The 23,139-nt window shown below is 33.8% G+C and carries 24 protein-coding genes; 6 read left to right on the top strand and 18 right to left on the bottom strand.

Annotation, left to right across the window (positions count from 1 at the left end):
• Nucleotides 1-77 precede the first annotated feature (77 nt).
• Genes KA900_RS00440 through KA900_RS00425 form a run of 4 tightly spaced genes read right to left on the bottom strand, consistent with a single transcriptional unit; the run spans nt 78 to nt 3,930 of the window.
• On the bottom strand, nt 78-1,046 hold the full coding sequence (locus KA900_RS00440; protein WP_096810834.1) for a sugar phosphate isomerase/epimerase family protein: 969 nt from the start codon (nt 1,044-1,046) through the stop codon (nt 78-80).
• Between the two features lie 13 nt (nt 1,047-1,059).
• On the bottom strand, nt 1,060-2,106 hold the full coding sequence (locus tag KA900_RS00435) for a Gfo/Idh/MocA family protein (RefSeq protein WP_210139165.1): 1,047 nt from the start codon (nt 2,104-2,106) through the stop codon (nt 1,060-1,062).
• A 15-nt stretch (nt 2,107-2,121) separates the two neighbouring features.
• Nucleotides 2,122-2,835 (bottom strand): ThuA domain-containing protein, encoded by a 714-nt coding sequence (locus KA900_RS00430; protein ID WP_103372854.1) that lies wholly within the window; start codon nt 2,833-2,835, stop codon nt 2,122-2,124.
• Between the two features lie 12 nt (nt 2,836-2,847).
• Entirely contained in the window at nt 2,848-3,930 is a 1,083-nt protein-coding gene (locus KA900_RS00425) for a Gfo/Idh/MocA family protein (RefSeq protein ID WP_103372853.1), read from the bottom strand.
• Between the two features lie 162 nt (nt 3,931-4,092).
• Between KA900_RS00425 and KA900_RS00420 the strand changes: the two genes are divergently transcribed.
• Nucleotides 4,093-4,842: a MurR/RpiR family transcriptional regulator gene (locus tag KA900_RS00420; protein ID WP_096810838.1), complete on the top strand. Its 750-nt coding sequence runs from the start codon at nt 4,093-4,095 to the stop codon at nt 4,840-4,842.
• A 60-nt stretch (nt 4,843-4,902) separates the two neighbouring features.
• On the opposite strand, the gene KA900_RS00415 is transcribed toward KA900_RS00420, so the two are convergent.
• The 6 genes from KA900_RS00415 to pta form a co-directional block, all read right to left on the bottom strand.
• Nucleotides 4,903-6,507 (bottom strand): alpha-glucoside-specific PTS transporter subunit IIBC, encoded by a 1,605-nt coding sequence (locus KA900_RS00415; RefSeq protein WP_096810839.1) that lies wholly within the window; start codon nt 6,505-6,507, stop codon nt 4,903-4,905.
• Between the two features lie 704 nt (nt 6,508-7,211).
• Nucleotides 7,212-8,288 carry a phosphomevalonate kinase gene (locus KA900_RS00410; protein ID WP_103372758.1) on the bottom strand — a complete coding sequence of 359 codons (1,077 nt, stop codon included), beginning with the start codon at nt 8,286-8,288 and terminating at the stop codon, nt 7,212-7,214.
• 12 nt (nt 8,289-8,300) lie between these two features.
• Nucleotides 8,301-9,284, bottom strand: a complete 984-nt coding sequence (mvaD, locus tag KA900_RS00405; RefSeq protein ID WP_103372757.1) for a diphosphomevalonate decarboxylase — start codon at nt 9,282-9,284, stop codon at nt 8,301-8,303.
• Between the two features lie 5 nt (nt 9,285-9,289).
• Entirely contained in the window at nt 9,290-10,213 is a 924-nt protein-coding gene (gene mvk / locus KA900_RS00400; RefSeq protein WP_103372756.1) for a mevalonate kinase, read from the bottom strand.
• Between the two features lie 557 nt (nt 10,214-10,770).
• Nucleotides 10,771-11,607, bottom strand: a complete 837-nt coding sequence (locus KA900_RS00395; RefSeq protein ID WP_119488001.1) for a lipoate--protein ligase family protein — start codon at nt 11,605-11,607, stop codon at nt 10,771-10,773.
• A complete protein-coding gene (pta, locus tag KA900_RS00390; RefSeq protein WP_103372755.1) occupies nt 11,607-12,593 on the bottom strand; it encodes a phosphate acetyltransferase in 987 nt (328 codons plus the stop codon). The genes KA900_RS00395 and pta overlap by 1 nt, the downstream gene beginning before the upstream one ends.
• Nucleotides 12,594-12,764: 171 nt before the next feature.
• Between pta and hemQ the strand changes: the two genes are divergently transcribed.
• The 3 genes from hemQ to KA900_RS00375 all read left to right on the top strand — a co-directional run bounded on the left by hemQ (nt 12,765) and on the right by KA900_RS00375 (nt 15,314).
• Entirely contained in the window at nt 12,765-13,514 is a 750-nt protein-coding gene (hemQ, locus tag KA900_RS00385; protein WP_096810845.1) for a hydrogen peroxide-dependent heme synthase, read from the top strand.
• 568 nt (nt 13,515-14,082) lie between these two features.
• Entirely contained in the window at nt 14,083-14,850 is a 768-nt protein-coding gene (locus tag KA900_RS00380) for a threonine/serine exporter family protein (protein ID WP_369967586.1), read from the top strand.
• Between the two features lie 11 nt (nt 14,851-14,861).
• On the top strand, nt 14,862-15,314 hold the full coding sequence (locus KA900_RS00375) for a threonine/serine exporter family protein (RefSeq protein WP_096810847.1): 453 nt from the start codon (nt 14,862-14,864) through the stop codon (nt 15,312-15,314).
• 51 nt (nt 15,315-15,365) lie between these two features.
• On the opposite strand, the gene KA900_RS00370 is transcribed toward KA900_RS00375, so the two are convergent.
• The 7 genes from KA900_RS00370 to KA900_RS00340 form a co-directional block, all read right to left on the bottom strand.
• Nucleotides 15,366-15,563, bottom strand: coding sequence for a hypothetical protein (locus KA900_RS00370; RefSeq protein ID WP_103372752.1), 198 nt, complete (start codon nt 15,561-15,563; stop codon nt 15,366-15,368).
• A gap of 305 nt (nt 15,564-15,868) precedes the next feature.
• On the bottom strand, nt 15,869-17,032 hold the full coding sequence (chrA, locus tag KA900_RS00365; RefSeq protein WP_207606458.1) for a chromate efflux transporter: 1,164 nt from the start codon (nt 17,030-17,032) through the stop codon (nt 15,869-15,871).
• A gap of 11 nt (nt 17,033-17,043) precedes the next feature.
• Complete coding sequence (locus tag KA900_RS00360; protein WP_096810850.1) at nt 17,044-17,346, bottom strand: PadR family transcriptional regulator; 303 nt, start codon at nt 17,344-17,346, stop codon at nt 17,044-17,046.
• A gap of 218 nt (nt 17,347-17,564) precedes the next feature.
• Nucleotides 17,565-19,052, bottom strand: a complete 1,488-nt coding sequence (locus KA900_RS00355) for an APC family permease (RefSeq protein ID WP_096810851.1) — start codon at nt 19,050-19,052, stop codon at nt 17,565-17,567.
• 63 nt (nt 19,053-19,115) lie between these two features.
• Nucleotides 19,116-19,478, bottom strand: a complete 363-nt coding sequence (locus KA900_RS00350; RefSeq protein WP_096810852.1) for a DUF423 domain-containing protein — start codon at nt 19,476-19,478, stop codon at nt 19,116-19,118.
• Between the two features lie 24 nt (nt 19,479-19,502).
• Nucleotides 19,503-19,874, bottom strand: a complete 372-nt coding sequence (locus KA900_RS00345; protein WP_096810853.1) for a DUF5327 family protein — start codon at nt 19,872-19,874, stop codon at nt 19,503-19,505.
• Between the two features lie 4 nt (nt 19,875-19,878).
• The gene (locus KA900_RS00340) at nt 19,879-20,535 is read right to left on the bottom strand and encodes a uracil-DNA glycosylase (RefSeq protein WP_210139164.1); all 657 of its coding nucleotides are present in this window, start codon (nt 20,533-20,535) and stop codon (nt 19,879-19,881) included.
• A gap of 316 nt (nt 20,536-20,851) precedes the next feature.
• Between KA900_RS00340 and thiD the strand changes: the two genes are divergently transcribed.
• Together thiD and vraX are read left to right on the top strand one after the other, a co-directional pair.
• Nucleotides 20,852-21,682 carry a bifunctional hydroxymethylpyrimidine kinase/phosphomethylpyrimidine kinase gene (gene thiD, locus KA900_RS00335; protein WP_210139163.1) on the top strand — a complete coding sequence of 277 codons (831 nt, stop codon included), beginning with the start codon at nt 20,852-20,854 and terminating at the stop codon, nt 21,680-21,682.
• 387 nt (nt 21,683-22,069) lie between these two features.
• Nucleotides 22,070-22,240: a C1q-binding complement inhibitor VraX gene (gene vraX / locus KA900_RS00330; RefSeq protein ID WP_096810856.1), complete on the top strand. Its 171-nt coding sequence runs from the start codon at nt 22,070-22,072 to the stop codon at nt 22,238-22,240.
• A gap of 254 nt (nt 22,241-22,494) precedes the next feature.
• On the opposite strand, the gene KA900_RS00325 is transcribed toward vraX, so the two are convergent.
• Nucleotides 22,495-22,935, bottom strand: a complete 441-nt coding sequence (locus tag KA900_RS00325) for an ASCH domain-containing protein (protein ID WP_103372749.1) — start codon at nt 22,933-22,935, stop codon at nt 22,495-22,497.
• Between the last annotated feature and the right edge of the window lie 204 nt (nt 22,936-23,139).

Raw genomic sequence — 23,139 nt, 5'->3', positions numbered from 1 at the left:
TAAAAAACAGCGTAGAAACCTTTTGTTTCTACGCTGCATTTACATTAAAAATCCAGTTACTACATCATTGAAACCAGCTACGTCCACCATAAATCTGGGGCAGGATGTTCAATGTTGATTGATTTTAAATTATTAACAGCTTTGACAAATCCCTCTTCAATAGACATAATTGGATCTTCATGTTCTATACTAATTACATAGTCATACCCATTGATTCTTAATGCACTAACCATTTCTCCCCAAACATTAGGACTATGCCCATAACCAACAGTTCGGAATGTCCAAGCTCGAGTGTTAACATTACTATAGGGTTGCATATCAGTTAATCCATACATATTTACATTTTCTTGATCAATGTATGTATCTTTTGCATGAAAATGGTGTATTGCATTCTCTTTACCTAATATTTTAATCGCAGCTATTGGGTCAATACCTTGCCACCAAAGATGACTTGGATCAAGATTTGCGCCTATAAAATCATTTGTCACTTTTCTTAATTTTAATAATGTATAAGGCGTATGAACTAAAAATCCTGCATGTAATTCGATCGCAATCTTAACTCCCTGTTCCTTCGCAAATTCGCCAAGTTTTTTCCAGTAAGGTATAAGTTTTTCTTCCCATTGCCACTCCAAAATATTGGAATAAACAGTTGGCCATGGGGTTACTGGCCAATTAGGGAATTTTGCTGTTTCATCTGAACCAGCTACACCTGAAAAAGTATTAACTACTGGAACATTTAATAAAGCTGCTAGTTTAATGGTTTTAATTAACGTTTCATCTGATTTTGCAGCAGTTTCATTATTAGGTGATATAGGGTTATTATGACAACTAAAAGCACTTATACTTAACCCTCTTTTATGAATCGCATCGATATATGCCTTACGTTTTCTTTCATCTTCTAATAAATCATCTAAAGGGCAAAATTGGTTACCAGGGTTACCGCCTGTCCCAATTTCAATCATATCTACACCGGCATCCACAACATAATCCAACATCTCTTCAAATGTTTTATCTTGAAATAATACAGAAAATACTCCGATTTTCATAAAAAATCACTCCTTAAACGTTTGATAATCTTATACTACGGCCTTCAACACTACTTTTATATATCGCATCGATTATTAAACTGGTACGCTGTGCTTCTTCAGGTTTCACTACTAAATCTGCTTCGCCCAAACAACTTTTCACAAAATTTGTCGCTTGTCTTTTTGCCGCTAATGTTTCATCGTGGTCCACTACCGCTTTTTCTGTAAAGCATGTCCCATATTTATGCTGATATAATTCAAAAGGATATAAACTGATACCACCATCAACACCTGAAATACTTAAATGTTTTGAGTCATCTTTGATATTGGCTGCCCAAGAACACTCAAATTGCATTGATGCATTATCTTTAAATATAATAAAGCATGAGACATGATCATCAACATCAAATGTTTCATGATTAAATGTCCCCCAGTCATTGATTTGATTGGGCGTTTTACTCAATCTATTGTAAGTTTTAGCTAAAATTTCCACCGGTTCATTATCTTCTAATAGCCATAAAGAAAGATCAAGTAAGTGGCACCCATAATCAATTAAGCTGCCTCCACCTTGCAACAATTTATTAGTAAATACACCCCAACCAGGGACTTTTCTCCTACGCAATGCTTGTGTACGAATAACTAAAGGATCTCCTACTGCACCATTTAAAATAGCTTTTTTGGCAGTTATAGCAGCGTCTGTAAATCTATAATGGTAACCTATTGCTAATAATTTCCCAGAATGATTTGCAGCTTCCACCATCCTTTCGCATTCTAATTTATTCAAAGCCATCGGTTTTTCACAAAAGACGTGAACACCAGAATTTAATGCTGCTATACTAATTTCAGCGTGAAATTTATTGGGCGTGCATACTGCGATAGCATCAACTAATTCAAACATCTGTTGATAATCTTCCATTACAAATTCAATATTGTTATTTTCTGCAACATTTTTAGCCAAATCATAATTAATATCATGCACTGCCACTATGTCAGTAATTTCGTTTAATTCTTGAAATGCTGGTATATGTCTATTTCTAGCAATACCTCCACAGCCCACAATTCCAATTTTTAATTTATTCAAATTGTCACCCCCAAATCATTTTTCTGATATATCCTCCAGTGGTTTAACATTGCCATAATCATGTGTTGGTGCATGGTTACGCTTCGCCCACTGAACACCATTTTTTATAACTCGTTGAATCTCTTTATTGTAATAAGTTGGATAACTTTCATGCCCTGGCCTAAAATAAAATATTTTTCCTTTCCCTCTTTTAAAGGTCACACCGCTTCTAAATACTTCTCCCCCTTCAAACCAACTTATAAAAATTGTTTCATCAGGCGCAGGAATATCAAAATGCTCTCCATACATTTCTTCTTTATCTAATTCAATATAACTATTCAGCCCTTCAGTGATTGGATGTGTAGGGTCTACTACCCATAACCTTTCTTTTTCATCTGCTTCTCTCCATTTAAGATCACACGTTGTTCCCATCAATGATTTGAAAATCTTAGAAAAATGTCCAGAATGTAAAACAATCAACCCCATACCTTCCAATACGTGTGATTTTATTTTTTCACAGATTTCGTCTTGGACTTCATCATGCGCTTTATGCCCCCACCAAATTAAAACATCTGTTTTATTTAAATTTTCGTCCGATAGACCGTGATGTGCTTCGTCTAATGTTGCAGTTTCAACATGATGTTCTTCTAAAAATGATGCAATCGCCTTATGAATACCTTCAGGGTAAACTTTTCTCACTTCTTCATTTTCTATTTCATGTCTATATTCATTCCAAATTAGGATATTCATAACATTGCCCCTTTAATTATTGCTTAAATATATTGCTTCTCCTGTTTTAGCTGATTGATAAATTGCTTCCAGAATTTGAGTAACGACAAACGCTTCCCTAGGTTTTACTACCGGGTCTGTATCGTAAAGGATATTGTTTATCCAAGAACGAGCCTCTTCTTCAGCTTCATCTACAGACTCGCTTTCAAAAAAATCCACACCTGGGTTATCATACTCAATTTTCGAGGTAAATAAAGTGCTTAAATCTTCTCCATGAATTCTCAATCCGTCTTTCATATCAGCGCCACCTTCCGTTCCTGATAGTGAACATTTGGCTTCATCCACTTCTAGGCTGTTAAGCGCCCAACTGGATTCTAAAATAATTGTTGCGCCATTTTTCATTTTTATAAATCCAAATGCAGAATCTTCAACTGTAAATGTTTCTGTATCCCAAGACCCCCAAGCATTTGCGGCATTTTCTTTTTTTCCTAATTTATGGAATGTAGAACCCATCACAGATTCTGGTTCATAGTTATCCATCATCCATAATGTTAAATCTAAGGCGTGTGTGCCTATATCAATAAGCGGGCCTCCGCCTTGCTTTTCTTCGTCTAAAAATACACCCCAAGTTGGCACGGCACGTCTTCGAATTGCATGTGCTTTACTAAAATAAACTTCTCCTAAATCCCCTCGTTGACAAATTTTATGCAAATGCTGGCTATCAGCTCTAAATCTATTTTGGTAACCTATTGTTAATTTTTTATTATTATCTTCTGCCGCTTTTATCATTTCTGCCGCTTCTTCAGAAGTTTTTGCCATCGGTTTCTCGCACATAACATGTTTGCCTGCGTTTAATGACGCCACAGTTATGTCTTTATGTGTATTATTAGGTGTACAAATATGTACTACGTCAATTTTGGGATCTTTCAACAATTCATGAAAATCTTCATAAACTTTTGAATTTTCCATTCCGTATTTACTAGCTGATGCTTTCGCTTTTTGAATATCTATATCACAGAAAGCTTTTATCGATACTTCCGGTATTTTTTCTAAACTGGGAAAATGTTTACCATTTGCAATGCCTCCACAACCTATTACGCCAATATTTAAATTCATAGAACCAGCTCCATTCTTTTATTTAAAAAACAAAATTATTATTTTTATTAACAAAATATAAAAACAACTATTAAATTTGACTTATTAATAATTTATATATTAACATTAAGCTATATTTTCAATATTCGGAAATTTTTCCAATGGACAGGTGGCATCGAAAATATGGTACTTGATGATTTAATTAATAAACACTTTAGTCATTTGACTGAAAATGACTTACATATTATTAGTATTATTCATAAAAATATAGATAAAATAACAACTATGAAAATCTATGACTTAAGTTTATTGACGCATACCTCCATATCGACAATTCATAGATTAGTCAAGAAACTCGGTTTCGAAGGTTACAGTAATTTTAAATTTTATATAAAAATGCAATCTAACCATGAACCTACTAAATTAGTAAATACAGACCCAATTATTGAAGACGTACAGCGAACCCTAGAACATCTCGAAATGTTTGATTATAATTTGCTCATTAAGTTAATTGAATCAGCCCCAATTATTTATATTTTTGGGACAGGAATGGCTCAACAAAATGTAGCTAGAGAAGCTCAGAGACATATGTTATCTATTTCAAAAAAAGTTATTGTTTTAAATGATGAAAATGAGTTCAAATTAGCTATAAATCAAATGGATGATGAAGATTTACTATTTATTATTTCTTTATCAGGCGAAACGAAAAAACTAAAAGAACCGATTCAGTTGATAAAATCGCGTGAACTTAAATTTGTTTCCTTGACTACGCTTCATGACAATTACATTGCTCAAAATGCAAACTTTAATATCTATGTTAATAGTTCACCTATACAATTTTTTAATCACATTGATTATTATAGTTTCATCCCTTATTACGTCGTATTTGATTTTATAGCTAGGGCCTACCACAATTACATGATTTCCAAATGATATGTTGGCGATGAATTATTTTCCAAATTCGATTTATAATTCATCGCTTTCTTTGTAGTTTTACTCATTTAATAATTGTTCTACAGATTCTCTGACTTGTGGGACAGAAAGCCCTACAATGACTTGCACATTTTTGCCACTTTTAACCAAACCATGTGCGCCCCCGACTGTTTTAAAGAAGTCATCTTCTTTTATTTCATTTGGGTTTGCGACAGTTACTCTTAATCTTGTAGCACAATTAGTAACATCAACGATGTTTTCTCTACCACCTAAACCTTCTATATAAATCGCAGCTTTATCATCGTATTCACTACCTTTTTTATTATTACTATCTTTCTTTTTATTAGATTGGTAATCTTTTTTTGTATATAATTTTGTATCTTTATTATCTTCCTTTTCTCGTCCAGGCATAGGTATATCCAATTTCAATATAATAAACCTAAATAAATAGTAGTAGATAAAAATAAATATGATACCGATTATAAATTGAGCTACATAAGTCCCCCAATGAGAACCAAATAGAGGAATCCAATTGGTAGCTGCTATTTCAATCAACCCGCCACCTAAGTTACCAACTAGCCCAAAAGCGTGCATAATTGTTACCATTGTTGCACCGAGAACAGCGTGTATTAAGAATAAAAACGGTGCTATAAAAATAAATGTAAATTCAAGCGGTTCAGTGATGCCCGCAAAAACGGCTGTTAACGTCGCAGCTAGTAATAAAGCACCAACTTCTTTCTTTTTATCAGCTTTAGCAGTTGAATATATCGCAAGCGCAATACCAATCGAACCAAACATTTTAATGTTACCTTGTAATAAAAATCCTCCCCCTGGGAAAATTTCTTTTAATGACTTATTGGTCTGTGAATATTCATTTAAATGGGAGATCCAAAACGATTTAATACCTCCATCAACAACTGCTGGTCCATATTCAAATGGTGTATATATAAAATGATGTAAACCTGTAGGTATTAAAATTCTCTCTAAAAAGTGGAATAACCACACCCCTACATAACTTGATGAAGCTAAAAATGTTTGCAATGAAGCTATCCACCCTTGAACGATTGGCCATCCCCAACTCGTCAACAACGCCATCGGAATCATACAGAAAAATGAAATCATAATCACGAAAGGAGAGCCTTGAAAAATACCTAATGATTCAGGTAATTTTTTATCATAATATCTATTATGTAACCATATTGCTATACCTGATATAATGAGCGCTCCAATAATATTAGTATCAAGTGTTTTTATACCTACTAACTCCGTTATACCAGTACCCTCTCCTATATTGCCTTTAAAATCAACACCAAAAGCAGGGCCCCAAGTAGTTAAAATACTATTAATAAAATAATTAAACATTAAGTACGTAACTACAGAAGACATAACGGCGTGACCAGCTGATTTTTTAGCCAATGAAATAGGTAAACCTATTACAAAAATAAGTTCTATATTTTGAAAAAGTGTCCAGCCACCATTTTCAATTAAAGTCCATATTTGATACCATAAACTATCAGGATTTGCTATCCCCCCCATAATAGCCTCATTTTTAAATAATGTAGCTATCCCAACAATGATACCGAAAAATGGAAAGAGAAGCACTGGTACAATCATAGCACCTCCAAATCTTCGAATTGCGTTTCCAAAATTTCCTCCGAATTTCATATAATCACCCTTTTTCAAAACGCTTATTGAAAGCGCTTTCTTAAGTGAATGATATATCTTAAATCATGTTATTTCAATGCTATAGCAAGATTTAGATACGCTATATCTACAAAAGAAATCATTTCCATTTAAAGGTAAATTTTCCTGGAAATATAGCGCTATTTCTTTCATCATCGTAAAAAATCAAAAAAACAGCGCTTAAATCTTATAATTTAAGCACTGTCCCACGGTAAGCTACATTTTTTCTATTTCTTTAATGATTTGTTCTATTGATTTGATGGTCCATCATCTTTGTATAAGTAATATTTTCACTAAAATGTCAGGCTCTATGGATGACCAGCCATGATTAAGGCAATACTTATCTTTGACAAGTTCATAAGGAAAATTTAAATCTAATCGTTTCATCTATTTTAGGTGATAAGTGAATTCAGATATAGAAATCATTTCATATTGGTTTTTTATCAATTGCTTTATTCAACATTATAAATGTCATCGATATTCATTTTCATATCTCATAATATTTTGGTTTAATATTGTCAGTTATTTATGTGGCACTACGCGTACAGTACTAGTCAAAGACTACAAAATGAGGCATTGCCATAGAAAACGTGTATAAAAAACTGCCAACAAAGTCGGAGACTTTCTCGACAGCCTGAACAGCACTTGAATCTTACAATTTAAGTACTGTCTCATTATTTACTATTCTATTGTCCGTGATAAATATTAAATTCTAAAGGTTTTACTTCATTTTCTAACCATTCTTTATAAATAGACTGTTTGTCAACGCCGTTATTAACGATTGTGATACCGCAATCACCGCCGCCTGCGCCAGATGTTTTAGCAGCACCACCATATTTTTCAGCTACAGAACACAATACTTTCAAATGTGAAGTTTCTATATCTATCGTCGCTTCTTTATCCATAGACTGAATAATTTCACGGTTGATACGAATCATCTGTTGCACACCTTTAATGTGATTCGTTTTAAATGCATGTATTAATTTTTCCACACAAGCGTGAGAACGTTCTAAAAATTTCCCATAAAAAGTAGGATCTGATTTTAAACGCTTTACTTCACTAACTAAATGATGTGATGAAGCAGGCGATCCTGTCCACCCTATTAACACTTGCATATTTTCTGGTGGTTGCAAGGGTTCGATGTGCAATCCAGGCCAGTTTTTATTCAATACTTCATTGACTGAAGTATCTTCAATTTGTTGAGAAACCCATTCATGATCAAACGTACTATAAGCAAGCCAACCTGTGTATACACTTACGGCAATGTCCCCACATGAACTTAAACTTTGTAGTTTCATATTGGCGATAACTGCGAGTTTATAAATATAAAGGTTCGATAAATGCGTTTCATAAAACTCATTTAAAGCTTTTACAACTGACACAAGCACTGCTGCACTCGATCCTAAACCATATTTATGGCCGTTAGCGTCATCTAAATTACTGTCTATAGTTAAGTTAAAATGTTTTAAATTGATACGGTTGCTGCTAACAAATTGTTCAAAAACTTCTATAGCTGTGATGACATATTTCAACTGTTTAGCTGCATGTAAATCAGATACTACAATCTTATCTTCTTCTCTTTGAAAAGTGACCGGTTCATGATGTAAAGTTTTAGAATGTATCGTGCCCTCTGCCGCATTAGAATCTTCAATTGTAGCTGTTACAAATCGATTTACAGCAATCAAAACAGATTTATATCCAGGTTCTGTAACGGCGTATTCACCTGCAATATAGAGTTTACCTGGAGCTTTTACTCGAATCATGTTATCTCTTCCTTACTCAATAATTTCAACGTTTGTGCGTGTAATGTCACTCGCGATAATTTGATGATCCTCAAACGATTTCTGTAGTGCATCAATCACTGCTTGTTGATTTTTCTTCTCTACTAAAATTTTAACATTAGGCCCTGCATCCATCGTAAAGTAGCATGGATAACCAGCTTCACGACATTGGTGCACGATGTCCATTACTAAGTAACTGTCTTCAACCATATATGTAAATGGTGGTTGTGCACCTAAATTTGTAGCATGCATTCTTAAACCATTTGCTTCAATAACCTCACCTAAATATTTAAAATCCTTGTCTTTAATCGCATGCTTAACTGACGCTATATCCTCATCTACGTGGTCTAACCAATATTGGTAAAAACGAGAAGTATCACGTGTATGTGACATACCGGCACGACTGGATACTTTTTTAGTTTTATTATTTATCACTACAAAAATCATGGCTAACTCATCTTCCCAATGGTCTGCATCAATAGGAAAACTGTATGATGTTGCATCATCATAACCTTTTTCCCATTCTACAAAACCACCATAAATACTCCTAGAAGCCGATCCTGAACCCCTTCTAGCAAGTCTAGATAGTTCTTTACCCGTTAATTTAAGATTTAAAGCTTCATTACAAGCTGCTGCTAACGCGGCATAAGCACTTGCTGATGATGCTAATCCTGCAGCTGTTGGTACGAAATTGTCACTTTCAATATATGCATACATAGACGTACCTGCTATATTTCTAACAACATCCATAAATCGACGTATTTTAGCCGCTTCCGAATCATCTACTGTCTGCCCATTTAAAACAAGCACATCTCTGATATATTCTTCAGAAAATGTCACTTTAGTTTCTGTATAAAAACGATCTAATGTTACCGACAAACTATTATTCATCGGAATAATATACGCTTCATCAGCCTTGCCCCAATATTTAATCAATGCAATATTTGTATGTGCACGTGCCTTGCCACTACTAACCAACGTTCCTAACCTCCTAAATATTCAATCCATGTATGATGCGCGCCTAAGCTTTGCGCGCTTTGAGCAATTTTTTCAGCTACGTCTATAGTCGAAGCAAGGACAATCATACTACCGCCTCTGCCTCCACCAGTTAACTTACCAGCGATAGCACCCTGTGCTTTGCTTATTGTTAACAACTGCTCAATTTTTTCATGACTTACTGTGAGCGTGCGTAAATTTTCTTGGCACAAATCAAACACAGAAGCGAGTTGTTCAAAGTTATGATGTTCTATAGAGTCACGTGCTTCATGGACCAGTTTACCGATATGTTCTACATAGCTAAGGTATGAACTATCTGCTTTGCATAAATGATGTACGTCTTCTACTGCTTGTTTTGTCGATCCTCGTATACCAGTGTCTATGACAACCATATAACCATTTAAATCTAATGGTTTTAACGTTGTGACTACGCCATTTTGAAACCAAACGGGCTTATTAGATACAATCGTTTGTGTATCTATGCCACTTGGTTTACCGTGCGCAATGCGCTCTGCCCAATTCGCTTCTTCAATCAACATTTCATCCGATAAGGGTTTGTTTAAATAATCAAAGCTCGCACGTACAAATGCTACAGCCATTGCAGCACTAGAACCTAATCCCCTTGATGGCGGTAAGTTTGTATCAATTGAAACTTTTATTGGTGTTTGAATATGATATTCATTTATAAATCGTGTTATCACTGATTTTAAGTGTTCAGGTGCATAAGTTAATTCACCATCATAAACTTCACTTTTAATATAAGAAGATTCATTAACATTTAAGGATTCTATTAAAGCTCTTACTCTTCCAGTAGTAAATGGAATCGCAATTGCAGGCTCTCCAAACGTCACCGCGTGTTCTCCTATTAAAATCACCTTACCATTTGCTTCCCCATAACCTTGTTGTGCCATATTTTCAATCACCTTTAGTATTTTCTTTAAATTTAAATAGTATATGCCTTACACTGCGATTGCCTTTTATTAATTACTTTTTATTGATAGCCATATAACATTTCCCAGGAAATGCTCCACTTAATCGCATTTTCGCTATAGTGTTCATATCTTCTCATTTTTAATCAAGAAAAAATTACGTGCATCTTATTTACACAACTTAATCAAATTTCACACAAATCAAACTATATTATCTCATAATTTTCATATATTAACATACGACTCGAGTCATAGTTTTAATTTTTTTACTCAAATTGGGTAAAATAAGTTATAAATAGTTAATACCTGCTACTAATTGTAATCAATACTTATCTAGTATAAAACGCTCTGGCTTATTATTCAAAAACTTCACTTTATCTTACCCAATTTATTTTCAATTTTTCAACGTATACTTTCACTATATTACTTATTTCATTACTATAATTCAACAAATATAACAATCTCTTTAATTATTTAACGTATTAAAAAAGCCAGAAACGATACATTTAATGTTGTATCATTTCTAGCCTTCATTTTAACTAGTCCATTTTTTGATTAACTTTAGCATTTCGTTCAATCATTTTTTCAAAATATCCTTCATAACGTTCCCACTCATCATTAGTAATATCGTCCATTGTTAAATTGGCACCTAAATCTTTAAGCGCGTATAATAATTGGAACATAACATCTTGAACTGTTAGCTGTTTATCTAATAGTTGCTCTAACGATGCCATACATTGAGGATTAATATTTGGATATTCAAATTTTGTTTGTTCACCTTTTAAAGCTCGCTCATAAAAAGCTTTCATTAAAGCAGCGCGTTCACTGCCATCTCCTTCAACACAAAGGTATACTTGAACAGCAATACCTCCACGCACACGTCTTTGTGAAATCCCCGCAAATTTTTGCCCATTAATACTCAAGTCGAATTTTCCTGGGCAATAAGATTGTTCAATCTCATAAGTCTCAATTTCAACATTTTCATCTTCAAACATTTTGGCTACTAATAAATACATCACTGAAAATGCTTCATCAATCGTAATGTCATGTTTGCCTTTAAAAATAAGAGAAATATTGAGTATGCCTTGGTCCAATACTACGCCAAGACCACCTGAGTTTCTCACAATTGCATTATAACCTCGTTCTTCTGTCAAATAGCGAATGCCATCTTGTAAATACGGTAACCTAGAATCATGTATACCTAAAATAATAGTATGTTGATGTATCCAAGTACGTACAATGCTACTTGACAAATCTTTACCAACACTTTCCGATAACGTATCATCAAAAGCAAATGATTGCATTGGCGCTAAACCAGAAGAATGATCAACATAACGCCAGGTGGTACTGTTAAAATATTTGCTAGCTAAATCCATTATTGTAAAGCTTGTGCAGCAGTGATGATTGATAAATTATACACGTCTTCAATTGAACAACCACGTGATAAATCATTCACTGGTGAATTAAGACCTTGTAATACAGGGCCTACCGCATCATAACCACCTAGACGTTGTGCAATTTTATAGCCAATGTTGCCAGCCTCTAAACTTGGGAAGATAAATACGTTAGCATCTCCTTGAATTTTTGTATCTGGCGCTTTTTTCTTAGCTACTTCTGGTACAATTGCAGCATCAAATTGGAATTCCCCATCAACAATAACATCTTCAAGTTGATCAGCTTCAACTTTCTCTTGAGCCAATTTTACAGCGTTTGAAACTTTTTCAACATCGTCAGATTTCGCAGAACCTTTCGTTGAAAAACTTAACATTGCTACACGAGGTGACATACCGAAACTTTGGGCAGATTTTGCGCTTTCTACTGCAATTTCAGCTAAATCTTGCGCTTCTAATGTAGGGTTGATTGCACAATCACCAAAGATGTATTGTGCTTCGTCTTTAATCATAAAGAAAATACCTGATGTTTTGGATACGCCTGGTTTTGTTTTAATGATTTGTAGTGCAGGACGTACCGTATCACCAGTTGAATGTGCAGCACCACTAACAAGACCTTCAGCTTTGCCTGTATACACAAGCATCGTGCCGAAATAATTGACATTTTTTAACATTTCTTGAGCTTGTTCTTCAGTCGCTTTACCTTTACGGCGTTCAACAAAAGCTGTAACTAACTCTTGTTTTAATTCGCTTGTTTCAGGGTTAATAATCTCTAAGTTTGAAATATCTAAACCGTTATCTTCAGCTAATGCATTAATATTTGCTTCATTACCCAATAGTACTGGTGTGACATAATCAGTACTTTGTAATTGTGTCGCCGCTGTTAATACACGTTCATCTTCTCCCTCAGGTAAAACGATTTTCACATTTTTTCCTGACAGTTTTTCTTGTAATACATCTAATAAAGACATAGGGGCCTCCTCTAATTTTTAATACTTTTATTTTTCCAATACTATTATACGTCATTTTTTTATATAATTCCATGTCACCAATTTGTAATCATTTACTTATGTTTTACAGTTACCTTTATGATAGAATTTTTAGTGGAGATATAGAAATTTTTCATAAAGGAGCGATTCAATATGCCACAAGCACCAGAAACTTTAGATGGTTGGTATAGTTTACATTTATTATATGCTATCGATTGGGCTAGTTTACGTTTAGTTCCAGAAGAAGAACGACAAACGTTAGTTGAAGAGTTACAAGCCTTTTTAGATAAACATGAAGAAGCACGTACGAATCATGCAGGAGATCATGCGTTTTATAATATTACTGGTCAAAAAGCAGATATTCTTTTATGGGCTTTACGTCCTGAACTAAAAGATCTTAATGCTTTTGAAAATGAATTTAATAAATTGAAAATCACTGACTTTTTAATCCCAACGTATTCATACGTTTCTATTATTGAATTAGGTAATTATTTAGCTGGTAAATCTGATGAAGATCCATACGAAAATCCTCACATTAAACCGAGATTGTTCCCAGAATTACCACAAACTGAGTATATTTGTTTCTATCCTATGGATAAACGTCGTAACGAAACATATAACTGGTATATGCTACCATTAGAAGAACGTCAAGCGCTAATGTATAACCATGGTAAAATTGGTCGCCAATATGCTGGTAAAATCAAACAATTTATCACAGGTTCTATGGGGTTTGATGATTTTGAATGGGGTGTTACGCTATTTGCTGATGACCCACTTCAATTCAAAAAAATTGTTTCTGAAATGAGATTTGATGAAACGACAGCACGTTATGGTGACTTTGGCAGTTTCTACGTAGGTACCATCATAACTAAGCATAGTCTACCGACGCTTTTTGAGGTGTAAGATAGAGATAATTGCAGATTAAGTGAAGCATAGGTCAGAACCCTAACTTTTTCTACATTTGTATATTAATCCATTCATAAAAGATTCAGAGGCATTTTACGTGCCACTGAATCTTTTTTTTTACTTTTCTTTCATTTCCTAATTCTCTTCTTCTTGGTTGGCATACTCCGACATGCATAACTCTCTCTAACCCCCTACTTCGTAGGAAGAAAACAACTAAAAGGCACACTTGAAGTTAAACAAGTGTGCCTGTCTGAATGTAGTGTGTTTGGGAGAACTTTAATCACTACTTAATTTAAGGGTTAACTGCTAAATATTGTCGCTACTCAATATTTTTTGTAACAGTCAACTAATACTATTTTAACCTATTTGAAACATTTGAAACATAATTGAATTGCTAAAATTGTATAAAATTCAATTTTTTAAAATTTAAGCAGTGTTTTTTTACCAACATATCAACTGAATAAAGTGTTACAATAAACCATATTAACTTACTAACTTATAGTGCTATGACATAGAATATACGCATAGTTTAGTTAAATAAAGTATAATTGGTGATTAAATGACAATAAATAATCAATACTCGGAAAGTTATGATGAAAGAATGGCAAAAGATGTCATTATCTTAGCCGGAAGAATTTTGCTTGAATCTGGCGCAGAAGGCTCCCGCGTTGAAGATACAATGACACGCATTGCCTTTACTTTAGGTTACACGGAAAGCAATAGTTTCGTTACGAATACGGTTATTAACTTTATGTTACATAACGAATCTTATCCAAGAATATATAGGATTAGAACAAGAGACACCAATCTCCATCGTATATCAAGAACCAATCGTGTTTCGAGACAACTTTCTGATGGTGCCTTATCAGTTGAAGACGCGTTCCAAGAGTTACAAAAAATTTATAATGAACAAAGTATTAAACATGATTTATTTTTCAAATTTATTGCAGCTGCTATTATCTCTATTAGCTTTCTATATTTACAAGGAGGCTACTTAATCGATATATTTACAGCGCTCATTGCAGGAGCCTTTGGTTATCTTGTCGTAGAAATTCTAAGCAGACACTTACATGCCAAATTCATCCCAGAATTTATGGGTGCGCTCGTCATCGGTACAGTGGCAGTGCTTGGAAGTTCTATCATACAAGGTGGCTCTATTTCAGCGATTATTATTTCATCAGTCATGCCGATTGTACCTGGTGTTTTAATCACTAATGCTATTCAAGATTTATTTAGTGGCCATATGTTAATGTTTACAACGAAATCATTAGAAGCATTGGTAACAGCTTTTGGTATTGGCGCTGGTGTAGGTACAGTACTTATTATTTCTTAGGAGCAATGTCTATGTTTTGGATTTTAAATTTAATATTTAGTTATACCGCTTCATTATTCTTCGGTATTATATTTGATGTTCCAAAATATTTATATAATGCTGTTGGAATTGTTGGTGCATGTGGCTGGATGGTCTATACGTTAGTTTATGATGGTTTTCAACTTCATACCATTTATTCAAGTTTCTTCGGAAGCCTAGCATTGGGCTTATTGAGTCATGTGATGGCTCGCTTAAAAAAAGAACCAGTTATTTTATTTATGGTGCCTGGCATTATACCATTGGTTCCCGGAGGATCAGCCTTTGATGCGACCAAAAATCTTATTTTATTAGAATTTAGTAAAGCGATTAATACTATGTTAGAAGTAACGCTTATTGCAGGGGCAATTGCTTTAGGTTTGTTATTCGCCGATCAAATTTCTAAACTGATTGTTTCTGGTACAAAATTCAGTAAAAAACATATATAATTATCAAATTAATAAACATCTGAGCGTCAATTTAAGAGGCACAGATGTTTATTAATTCGATGTATTATATTTCCATTTTAAAAAACTAGCAAAAATAAAGCGCACCATTAATGCAATGGTTGATACTAAGAGACCTGCATGATAACCAATTATCGCTTGTTCCGATTGCATTGAAATACGATTGGTCACTGTAGCTACAACTATTGCAACGAAGGCTGTACCGAATCCAGACCCTATGTTTTCAATCATATTTATACTCACACCTGCTGCTGGTAACTACTTACTTTTCAAATCATAATAAGTACTTGTCGTTAACGTTAGCGTCGCCTCTCCGACCGCTCATCCTCTTACGAACAATATTAATCCAAGTCAAATTATCGACGTATCACCATTAATAAATATAAACGGAATCGAAACTAATAATGAAAGTAGCGAAGCAACCATTACCACTAATTTTGCCCCGAATTGATCTGTAAAACATCCAATGAGCGGGCGTGTAACTAACATATATATTAACTTAGAATGGCTCCTTATTTATTAAAACAAATACATCATCAATATAGTATAATTCCAAATATTAATCCCAATATGACAACTCCCCATGAAGGGCATTTATAATACATAAGTAAGATGAATAACACACTTGCTAACGCAAAGTCTAATTCTGTATTAATTGTCGATTTCCAAATCGGATTGTAAAAAGCTGCAATTAATATACCGACTACACCAGCGCTAATCCCTTTTAAAAACGCGTTTACATAGACATTGGATTTGATACTATCCCAAAAAGGTAATACGCCATATAACAATAAAAATGCTGGTAAAAAAATAGCAAATGTCGCTAATACCCCCCCTACTATGCCTTCTATTGAAGTGCCAATATAAGTAGCAAATGTAAATAATGGACCCGGAACACCTTGTGCTGCCGCATAACCAGTTATAAATTGTTCAGAAGAAATAAGGTTTTGTGGTACAAAATCACTTTCTAACAATGGTAAAACGACATGTCCGCCCCCAAAAACCAATGCGCCAGAACGAAAGAAACTATCCATCATTTGAACCCATACATTAGTGGTTATAGAACTTAAAATAGGTAAAGTAATAAGTAACGAAAAAAACAATAAAAGTGATATCACACCTATGCTTTTAGGAACCAAAAACAGCTTATCTCTTTTCCCTACATTACTGTCATCTTTACTTTTTAAGAAAAATGCGCCGTATAATCCTGTGAAAATCAACGCAATAACTTGAATGTATACACTATGGATGAGCAACGTAAGCAGTAAGACAAATAATGCTAACGTGATGGTTGTTTTAGTATTCGTTAATTTCTTCCCCATGCCAATAATAGCTTGAGCCACAATAGCGACAGCAACCAATTTCAAACCTTGAATCCATGAAAAAGTAGTTTGACTATTTGTAAAAACAAGCACAAATACCATTAACATAACTGCAGATGGGAGCGTAAACCCTATAAAAGAGATAAAACCGCCAATCATACCCCCTCTAATCGTCCCTATACCTATACCAACTTGACTGCTAGCTGGCCCCGGCAAAAACTGACATAACACGACTAGCTCAGAGTATTCTTGTTCATTTAACCATTGCTTCTTTTTAACATATTCATCATAAAAATATCCTAGATGGGCTGTTGGCCCACCAAAAGATATGAAACCAAGTTTAAAAGCCACAATAAAAATCTTGAAATAGTTAGACATTTTAAGTCTCCTTAAACTTCATTTATCAGCTCATTTAGTTTTTGCTTTGTTTCAGTTAAAAAAGTTTCTCCACTAACAGTAATAGTATAGTACTTTCGCTGTTTACCATTAATAGTTCTATGCTCGCTTTTCAACAAATCTTCTTCTTCCATTGTATGAAAAATTGGGTATAGCGTGCCTGGGCTCATATGATAACCATGCGCTTCTAATTCATTAATCATCCAAGAACCATAGATAGGAGCTTCTTTAGCATGATGCAATATATGAATATAGATAAAACCTAAAAATACTTTTCGTTTAATTTTACGTTCCAATTAATTACCCCTTTCATTAAAATCGGAATTCGATATCTGTTTTCGATTTTATATTATCTCTACTTTTTCGTCAATTTTAAACTCACAATAAAAAAAGCGCCTTTCCATATTCGTATATCTTGCGAATATGGAAAGGCGCTACTTTATTTTATATCATTTTAAAAATATTACCTTTAATAAGATATATGTTTCTTTCATAATTTACTTTTTAAGTTTGTCTAACTTTTTGATTCACTTGTTTTATTTTCATTAATAAGATCTACTACTTCATCTTCTGAACGGTTTAAGATAAGTTTACTTAATTTATCATTATCCATTTGTTTTAATTTTGGATAACGAACAATGAAAAAGATTAATCCTATAATTAACCAACTGAACAACGCGATATATGATGGCATTGATAAACCAGCTGGTGAACTTGGAATGAGTAGCAATAATAAGAAAATAAATGACACAAACGTACCTAAGATTGCTAATGTTTTATATACTGGCCCGTAAGTATTGCTTGTTTTATCATAACTAAATAATCGTGCGGCTGATAGACAAGTGATAAAGTATGCAATCGATACACCAGTAGATGACATATCAACAATCCATGTTAAAGCTGTGCGGCCTAACCACGGCGCTATTAATGTAATTGCAACTAAGAAAATAATAGCGACATAAGGTGTTTTATATTTACTGTGTAATTTACTAAATACTGACGGCATAATACCAGAACGTCCCATTGAGAACAATAGACGACTTGAACTCATTAAAAATCCATTTAATCCAGTGAAAATACCCATAATAATAGCAATCGATAAAATTGCTAGACCTATATAGCCAAATGCGCCACTTGTTACAGCGCCTGTTAACCACAGTTGGCCATTCAAACCATTCGCTGAGCTACTTAACCATCCTGTATACAGAATCATGAGTACATATGTGATTGCTGCGGCTAACAAACTATATACGATTAATTTAAATGTTTTGTTTGGAGAAAAATCAAATTCTTCTGCAGTTTGTGGGATATTATCAAATCCTACATAAGCCCATGGCGCTACAGCGACAATCATAATAATAGATGTCATCCACCCTTTTTCTTTATTCGCTAATGGTTGTAAATTTTCTAAAGAGAAGTTACTACCAAAGAAAGAACCGAAAAATAATATTAAGACTGTAATCACCAATGCTACACAGAAATAAAATTGTAGTGATCCTGAGATACTTGTACCTTTAATTGCAATAAACATAAATATAACTAATAATAATGATGCAATTAATATTTCCGTGATATAGACATCCCATCCTGCAATGGTATACAGTTTACCTGTTTCTAAAATATCAGGTAATAAGAATTTAATTAATAAACTAAATGCAGTTGCGTTTAAAGCTACTACACATATATAACCAAAAGTTAAAAACCATGATGAGAAAAAACTAACATATCTACCAAAACCTAAAAAGCTAAATGCGAAAGCGCCCCCTGAAACTGGAAAACGTTCAACGAGTGCTCCATAACTGACCGCAATTAAAATCATTAGTAAGGCGCCAATAACGATACCAATAGCAGCGGGAATAGGGCCAGATTGACCAATCCAATCACCAGGTAAAATAAATGCGCCCCAACCAATACATGAGCCATAAGCAATTGCCCATACAAATTTCTCAGATAAGTTTTGTTTTAAATCTCCTCTATCTACTTTCCTATCATTTTTTCCCATAAATAAAATTCACCTCATGGATTGTATTATACCCCTAAGATGAATTCTATAACAATTATAAATTTATATTTTAAATGTACCTATAACTAACATCAACCAACCTACGATAAATAAAACGCCGCCAATTGGTGTAATTGCGCCAAGTATACGAATTTGCGTTAGCGCTAAAATATAAAGTGAACCACTAAAAAATACAATACCTAAAAATAAAAGCCAACCTGCCCAATTTACATTGATTGATGTTGTACCGCTAATAACGCCGATCAATAATAAACCAAGACCATGATACATTTGATAAGTTGTTGCCTTTTCCCATACAGATAAATATTTGTCTGAAAGTTTCCCTTCCAAACCGTGCGCCCCAAAAGCACCAGTACCAACTGCCATTAAAGCATTTAAAGCACCTAAAATAATGAATATTTTCATCAAAATGGACCCTTCCTTCCTTTACTAAAAATCAAAAATTGAATCACCATTACCAATTTCATCATCGGTGACTAACTTATTGGTATTTAATGAATGCTTATTATGTGTATTTTGAGCTGAGGATTGAGACACCTTTCCTCCCATCGCTTTTATTTCTTCAGGTGAAATATCTTGTTTTTTGCCAGACGCATGTTGCGTTACATTTCGTGCTGATTGAAATGATGAAGACAGCGAATACGTGTTGTCTCTATAGTGTTGCTTACTATTTGAACTAGTCACTAACGACGTTAGTGTGTGTATCGCATAAATATGCTTTTCAAATTCTGCGTCGTTCTTAGCTTCATCTGCTTGAACTAATTCTTGTTCAATAAGTTGAACAATTTTATCTTTTTCCATTTATTTATAACCCGCTTTCACACCAATTTACTGGTTCAATACCATTTTTTTGTAAATATGAATTTGCTAAAGAGTATGGCTTTGAACCAAAGAAACCACGATATGCAGACAACGGACTCGGATGTGGTGATTTAATGATATGATGCTTAGAGGTGTCAATGAGTTTAACTTTTTGTTGAGCTGGCTTTCCCCATAAAATAAACACAACATTTTTCAAATTTTCCGAAACCATTTTAATGACTTCGTCCGTAAAAATTTCCCACCCGATATTTCTATGAGAATGAGCTTGTCCTTGTCGTACAGTTAAAACCGTATTTAATAATAAAACGCCTTCTCTAGCCCAATCTTGTAAATGTGGCGATTTACGAACACATCCTATATCGTCTTCAAGTTCTTTATACATATTTCTCAATGATGGTGGAAATTTAGCGTTGGGCTGTACAGAAAACGCTAAACCGTGTGCTTGGTTAGGCCCGTGATAAGGGTCTTGACCCAAAATAACAATTTTCACTTTTTCAAAAGGCGTAAGATCAAATGCTTGATATATATTTTCTCTATCCGGATATACTGTTTCTGTAGTATATTCATTTTCTAAAAAATGATGCATTTCGCTAAAATCATGTTCCGTAGTTATTTTTTGAAAAACATCAGACCATTCCATATAACACTTCACCTCGATTAATATAGTAACATAAAGCACTACTTTCTCGCTTGCGGGATTAGTAGTGCTTATGCATGAGCTTCTGCTCAGGCCTTCCTTTAAACACATTCTGTAAGCAAGTACAGTAAAATTTATGCATCATTTGTAAGAAACTATACTTAATTACTTCCTATTTTAATATGCAAATAGAATGTATGCAAAATAATGTAATAACTTACCCATAATGTTAATCCCAATACATTACAAACGTCGTTATTTAGAATAGTCGACAAACGTGATATGATATGATTAAAAGAAATTTTAGGAGTGAAAATTCATGGCATTGAAAAAAACATTAACCGTTGCAGGTTCAGACACAAGTGCTGGCGCAGGTATGCAAGCAGACTTAAAAACGTTCCAAGAGTTAGGAACTTACGGTATTGTTGCCTTAACATCTATTGTCACAATGGACAAAGAATCTTGGTCTCATGATGTTACACCGATACCGTTTGACGTATTTGAAAAACAATTAGAAACAGCAATTTCAATTGGTCCAGATGCTGTGAAAACAGGGATGCTAGGAACACAAGAAATAATCAAACGCGCAGGAGAAGCATATGTAGAATCAGGCGCTAATTACTTTGTAGTCGACCCAGTTATGGTATGTAAAGGCGAAAACGAAGTCTTAAATCCGGGGAATACTGATGCTATGATTGAATATTTATTGCCAAAAGCGACAGTGGTGACACCAAATTTATTTGAAGCGGGCCAACTAGCAAATTTAGGTACACTAAAATCAATTGAAGATATGAAGAAAGCTGCTGAAATTATTCATAACCAAGGTGCTAATCATGTAATCATTAAAGGCGGCAAAGCGTTAGATCAAGCCAAATCTTATGATTTATATTATGATGGTGAACATTTTTATCAATTAACTACGGGTATGTTCCAACAAAGTTATAATCACGGCGCTGGTTGTACATTTGCTGCTGCCACTACAGCGTATTTAGCAAATGGTAAATCTCCAAAAGAAGCGGTCATTGCTGCTAAAGCATTTGTTGCTTCTGCAATTAAAAACGGATGGAAAATGAATGATTTCGTCGGACCAGTAGATCACGGCGCTTATAACCGTATTGAACATATAGACGTTGAAGTAACTGAAGTATAAGTTCTCACGATAAGTAAAAAAAGCTGAAGCATGGTTATAACTAACGATGCTTCAGCTTTTTTTATTGCTTCTTTCATCATACAGATTCAATCACAAATTTGTGAGAAGTGAGACTTTATATTTTTATTGTTCTCATTTACTGTCTACATCATCTTCATAGCTGAGACATTATGGATATTCCTGTCCCTATTCAAATCGTAATTATTTATACTCGTTTGTAATGTAGATAAATAATTTTTTTCTCATATTTAATTAATATATTCAAATGTTTCAGTCTCAAAACGAATCAGACTAATGTCTGATTTGAATTTGATACTACAGGCCCATGTTATTTTTTAGTATTTCTATTATTATAATAAGTGTAGAGAGACAAGGAGGTATGACATCATGATTATCTACAAACAGTCTTTTGAAAATGGTAACCCTATATATGAAATTATCACCAAGACTTTTAAAACGATTTCTGTTAAATGCGATGAAAATTTCAGCAAAAATGAATTATATAACTTACTCTCTCTACTTGAAGGTGATATCGATAACTTAGCATTAGGTTATTAATCACATTTCAATACATCGATGATTAAACAGAAATAGAAGCGCAAGCCCAAGACTAAAATTCAGAAGAAACAGAACAATGAACTCCCCTTTAGAAATATGAATCATGTATATGTAACTGTCCCATTATATATATATGAAGTAACACATCCCTTATAAACACTCACCCAGAAGCGGCACATAGTTAGGCAAAGATTGTCCCCTTTGCTTGCTTGGAGAGCAAACTCGAAGCTACCCTAACTATTGTGCCGCTTCACTTATACGTATAAAACTTTAAATTCTTCACATACCATTATTTCAGATTCATCAAAATTCAAACCTAATGACTGATAATAAGGTTCAAAAAATGCAATATGCGCTTTTTTCCAATAATTTAAGGATTTATCTCCCTCCCCTTCGAGATATGCATGACGTTCAGAAACTTCATTAAATGGCACTTGGTATATATGTGTAATTTCTATAATACATTGAGGTTCCCCAGCCTTATTTAGCACAATACTCACTTCTCCTACTTGAGGTAGTTTTTCGTTTTCAACTCTATATGAGCTATATCCACTTGTTGTAGCAGTTTTTTCACCTTTTCTAACTAACGTTGCTAATTTATCTTCATCTACGCCAAACGACCATGCTTCATATGTTTTATTTTGATATTCTGGAAATAATTCAATAAATCCTTCCCAATATTGTTCTATAGTCATGTTTTCTTCCCCTTTTATTATGTATGATTAATAATTTATTTAAAAATAACATAACAAAAAGTAGGACAAAAACCTAATTTTTAATGTAGACTTTTGTCCCTTTTATTCAAAATATTAAAAAAAATGATACGAACTATTTTATATCCACCCAAACATTTTTAATAACAAAAAGTGAGACATTTAATTTGGCACTGAACCCTTAAA

This window comes from Staphylococcus sp. GDY8P120P (assembly GCF_017892065.1).
In the GTDB taxonomy this organism is placed as follows: domain Bacteria; phylum Bacillota; class Bacilli; order Staphylococcales; family Staphylococcaceae; genus Staphylococcus; species Staphylococcus nepalensis.
The sequence above is the reverse complement of the archived record's forward strand: the minus strand, read 5'-3'. Positions and strand labels throughout refer to the sequence as shown.

What these genes read in the sequence shown, in the direction of transcription:
- KA900_RS00345 (WP_096810853.1), bottom strand. Translation starts at nt 19,874, where the DNA reads ATGGAAAAAGATAAAATTGTTCAACTTATTGAACAAGAATTAGTTCAA.
- KA900_RS00410 (WP_103372758.1), bottom strand. Translation starts at nt 8,288, where the DNA reads ATGATTCGAGTAAAAGCTCCAGGTAAACTCTATATTGCAGGTGAATAC.
- KA900_RS00430 (WP_103372854.1), bottom strand. Translation starts at nt 2,835, where the DNA reads ATGAATATCCTAATTTGGAATGAATATAGACATGAAATAGAAAATGAA.
- mvk (WP_103372756.1), bottom strand. Translation starts at nt 10,213, where the DNA reads ATGGCACAACAAGGTTATGGGGAAGCAAATGGTAAGGTGATTTTAATA.
- hemQ (WP_096810845.1), top strand. Translation starts at nt 12,765, where the DNA reads ATGCCACAAGCACCAGAAACTTTAGATGGTTGGTATAGTTTACATTTA.
- KA900_RS00420 (WP_096810838.1), top strand. Translation starts at nt 4,093, where the DNA reads ATGGTACTTGATGATTTAATTAATAAACACTTTAGTCATTTGACTGAA.
- vraX (WP_096810856.1), top strand. Translation starts at nt 22,070, where the DNA reads ATGATTATCTACAAACAGTCTTTTGAAAATGGTAACCCTATATATGAA.
- KA900_RS00350 (WP_096810852.1), bottom strand. Translation starts at nt 19,478, where the DNA reads ATGAAAATATTCATTATTTTAGGTGCTTTAAATGCTTTAATGGCAGTT.
- KA900_RS00425 (WP_103372853.1), bottom strand. Translation starts at nt 3,930, where the DNA reads ATGAATTTAAATATTGGCGTAATAGGTTGTGGAGGCATTGCAAATGGT.
- pta (WP_103372755.1), bottom strand. Translation starts at nt 12,593, where the DNA reads ATGTCTTTATTAGATGTATTACAAGAAAAACTGTCAGGAAAAAATGTG.
- chrA (WP_207606458.1), bottom strand. Translation starts at nt 17,032, where the DNA reads ATGTCTAACTATTTCAAGATTTTTATTGTGGCTTTTAAACTTGGTTTC.
- KA900_RS00375 (WP_096810847.1), top strand. Translation starts at nt 14,862, where the DNA reads ATGTTTTGGATTTTAAATTTAATATTTAGTTATACCGCTTCATTATTC.
- KA900_RS00340 (WP_210139164.1), bottom strand. Translation starts at nt 20,535, where the DNA reads ATGGAATGGTCTGATGTTTTTCAAAAAATAACTACGGAACATGATTTT.
- KA900_RS00440 (WP_096810834.1), bottom strand. Translation starts at nt 1,046, where the DNA reads ATGAAAATCGGAGTATTTTCTGTATTATTTCAAGATAAAACATTTGAA.
- KA900_RS00415 (WP_096810839.1), bottom strand. Translation starts at nt 6,507, where the DNA reads ATGAAATTCGGAGGAAATTTTGGAAACGCAATTCGAAGATTTGGAGGT.
- KA900_RS00395 (WP_119488001.1), bottom strand. Translation starts at nt 11,607, where the DNA reads ATGGATTTAGCTAGCAAATATTTTAACAGTACCACCTGGCGTTATGTT.
- KA900_RS00325 (WP_103372749.1), bottom strand. Translation starts at nt 22,935, where the DNA reads ATGACTATAGAACAATATTGGGAAGGATTTATTGAATTATTTCCAGAA.
- KA900_RS00355 (WP_096810851.1), bottom strand. Translation starts at nt 19,052, where the DNA reads ATGGGAAAAAATGATAGGAAAGTAGATAGAGGAGATTTAAAACAAAAC.
- KA900_RS00370 (WP_103372752.1), bottom strand. Translation starts at nt 15,563, where the DNA reads ATGATTGAAAACATAGGGTCTGGATTCGGTACAGCCTTCGTTGCAATA.
- thiD (WP_210139163.1), top strand. Translation starts at nt 20,852, where the DNA reads ATGGCATTGAAAAAAACATTAACCGTTGCAGGTTCAGACACAAGTGCT.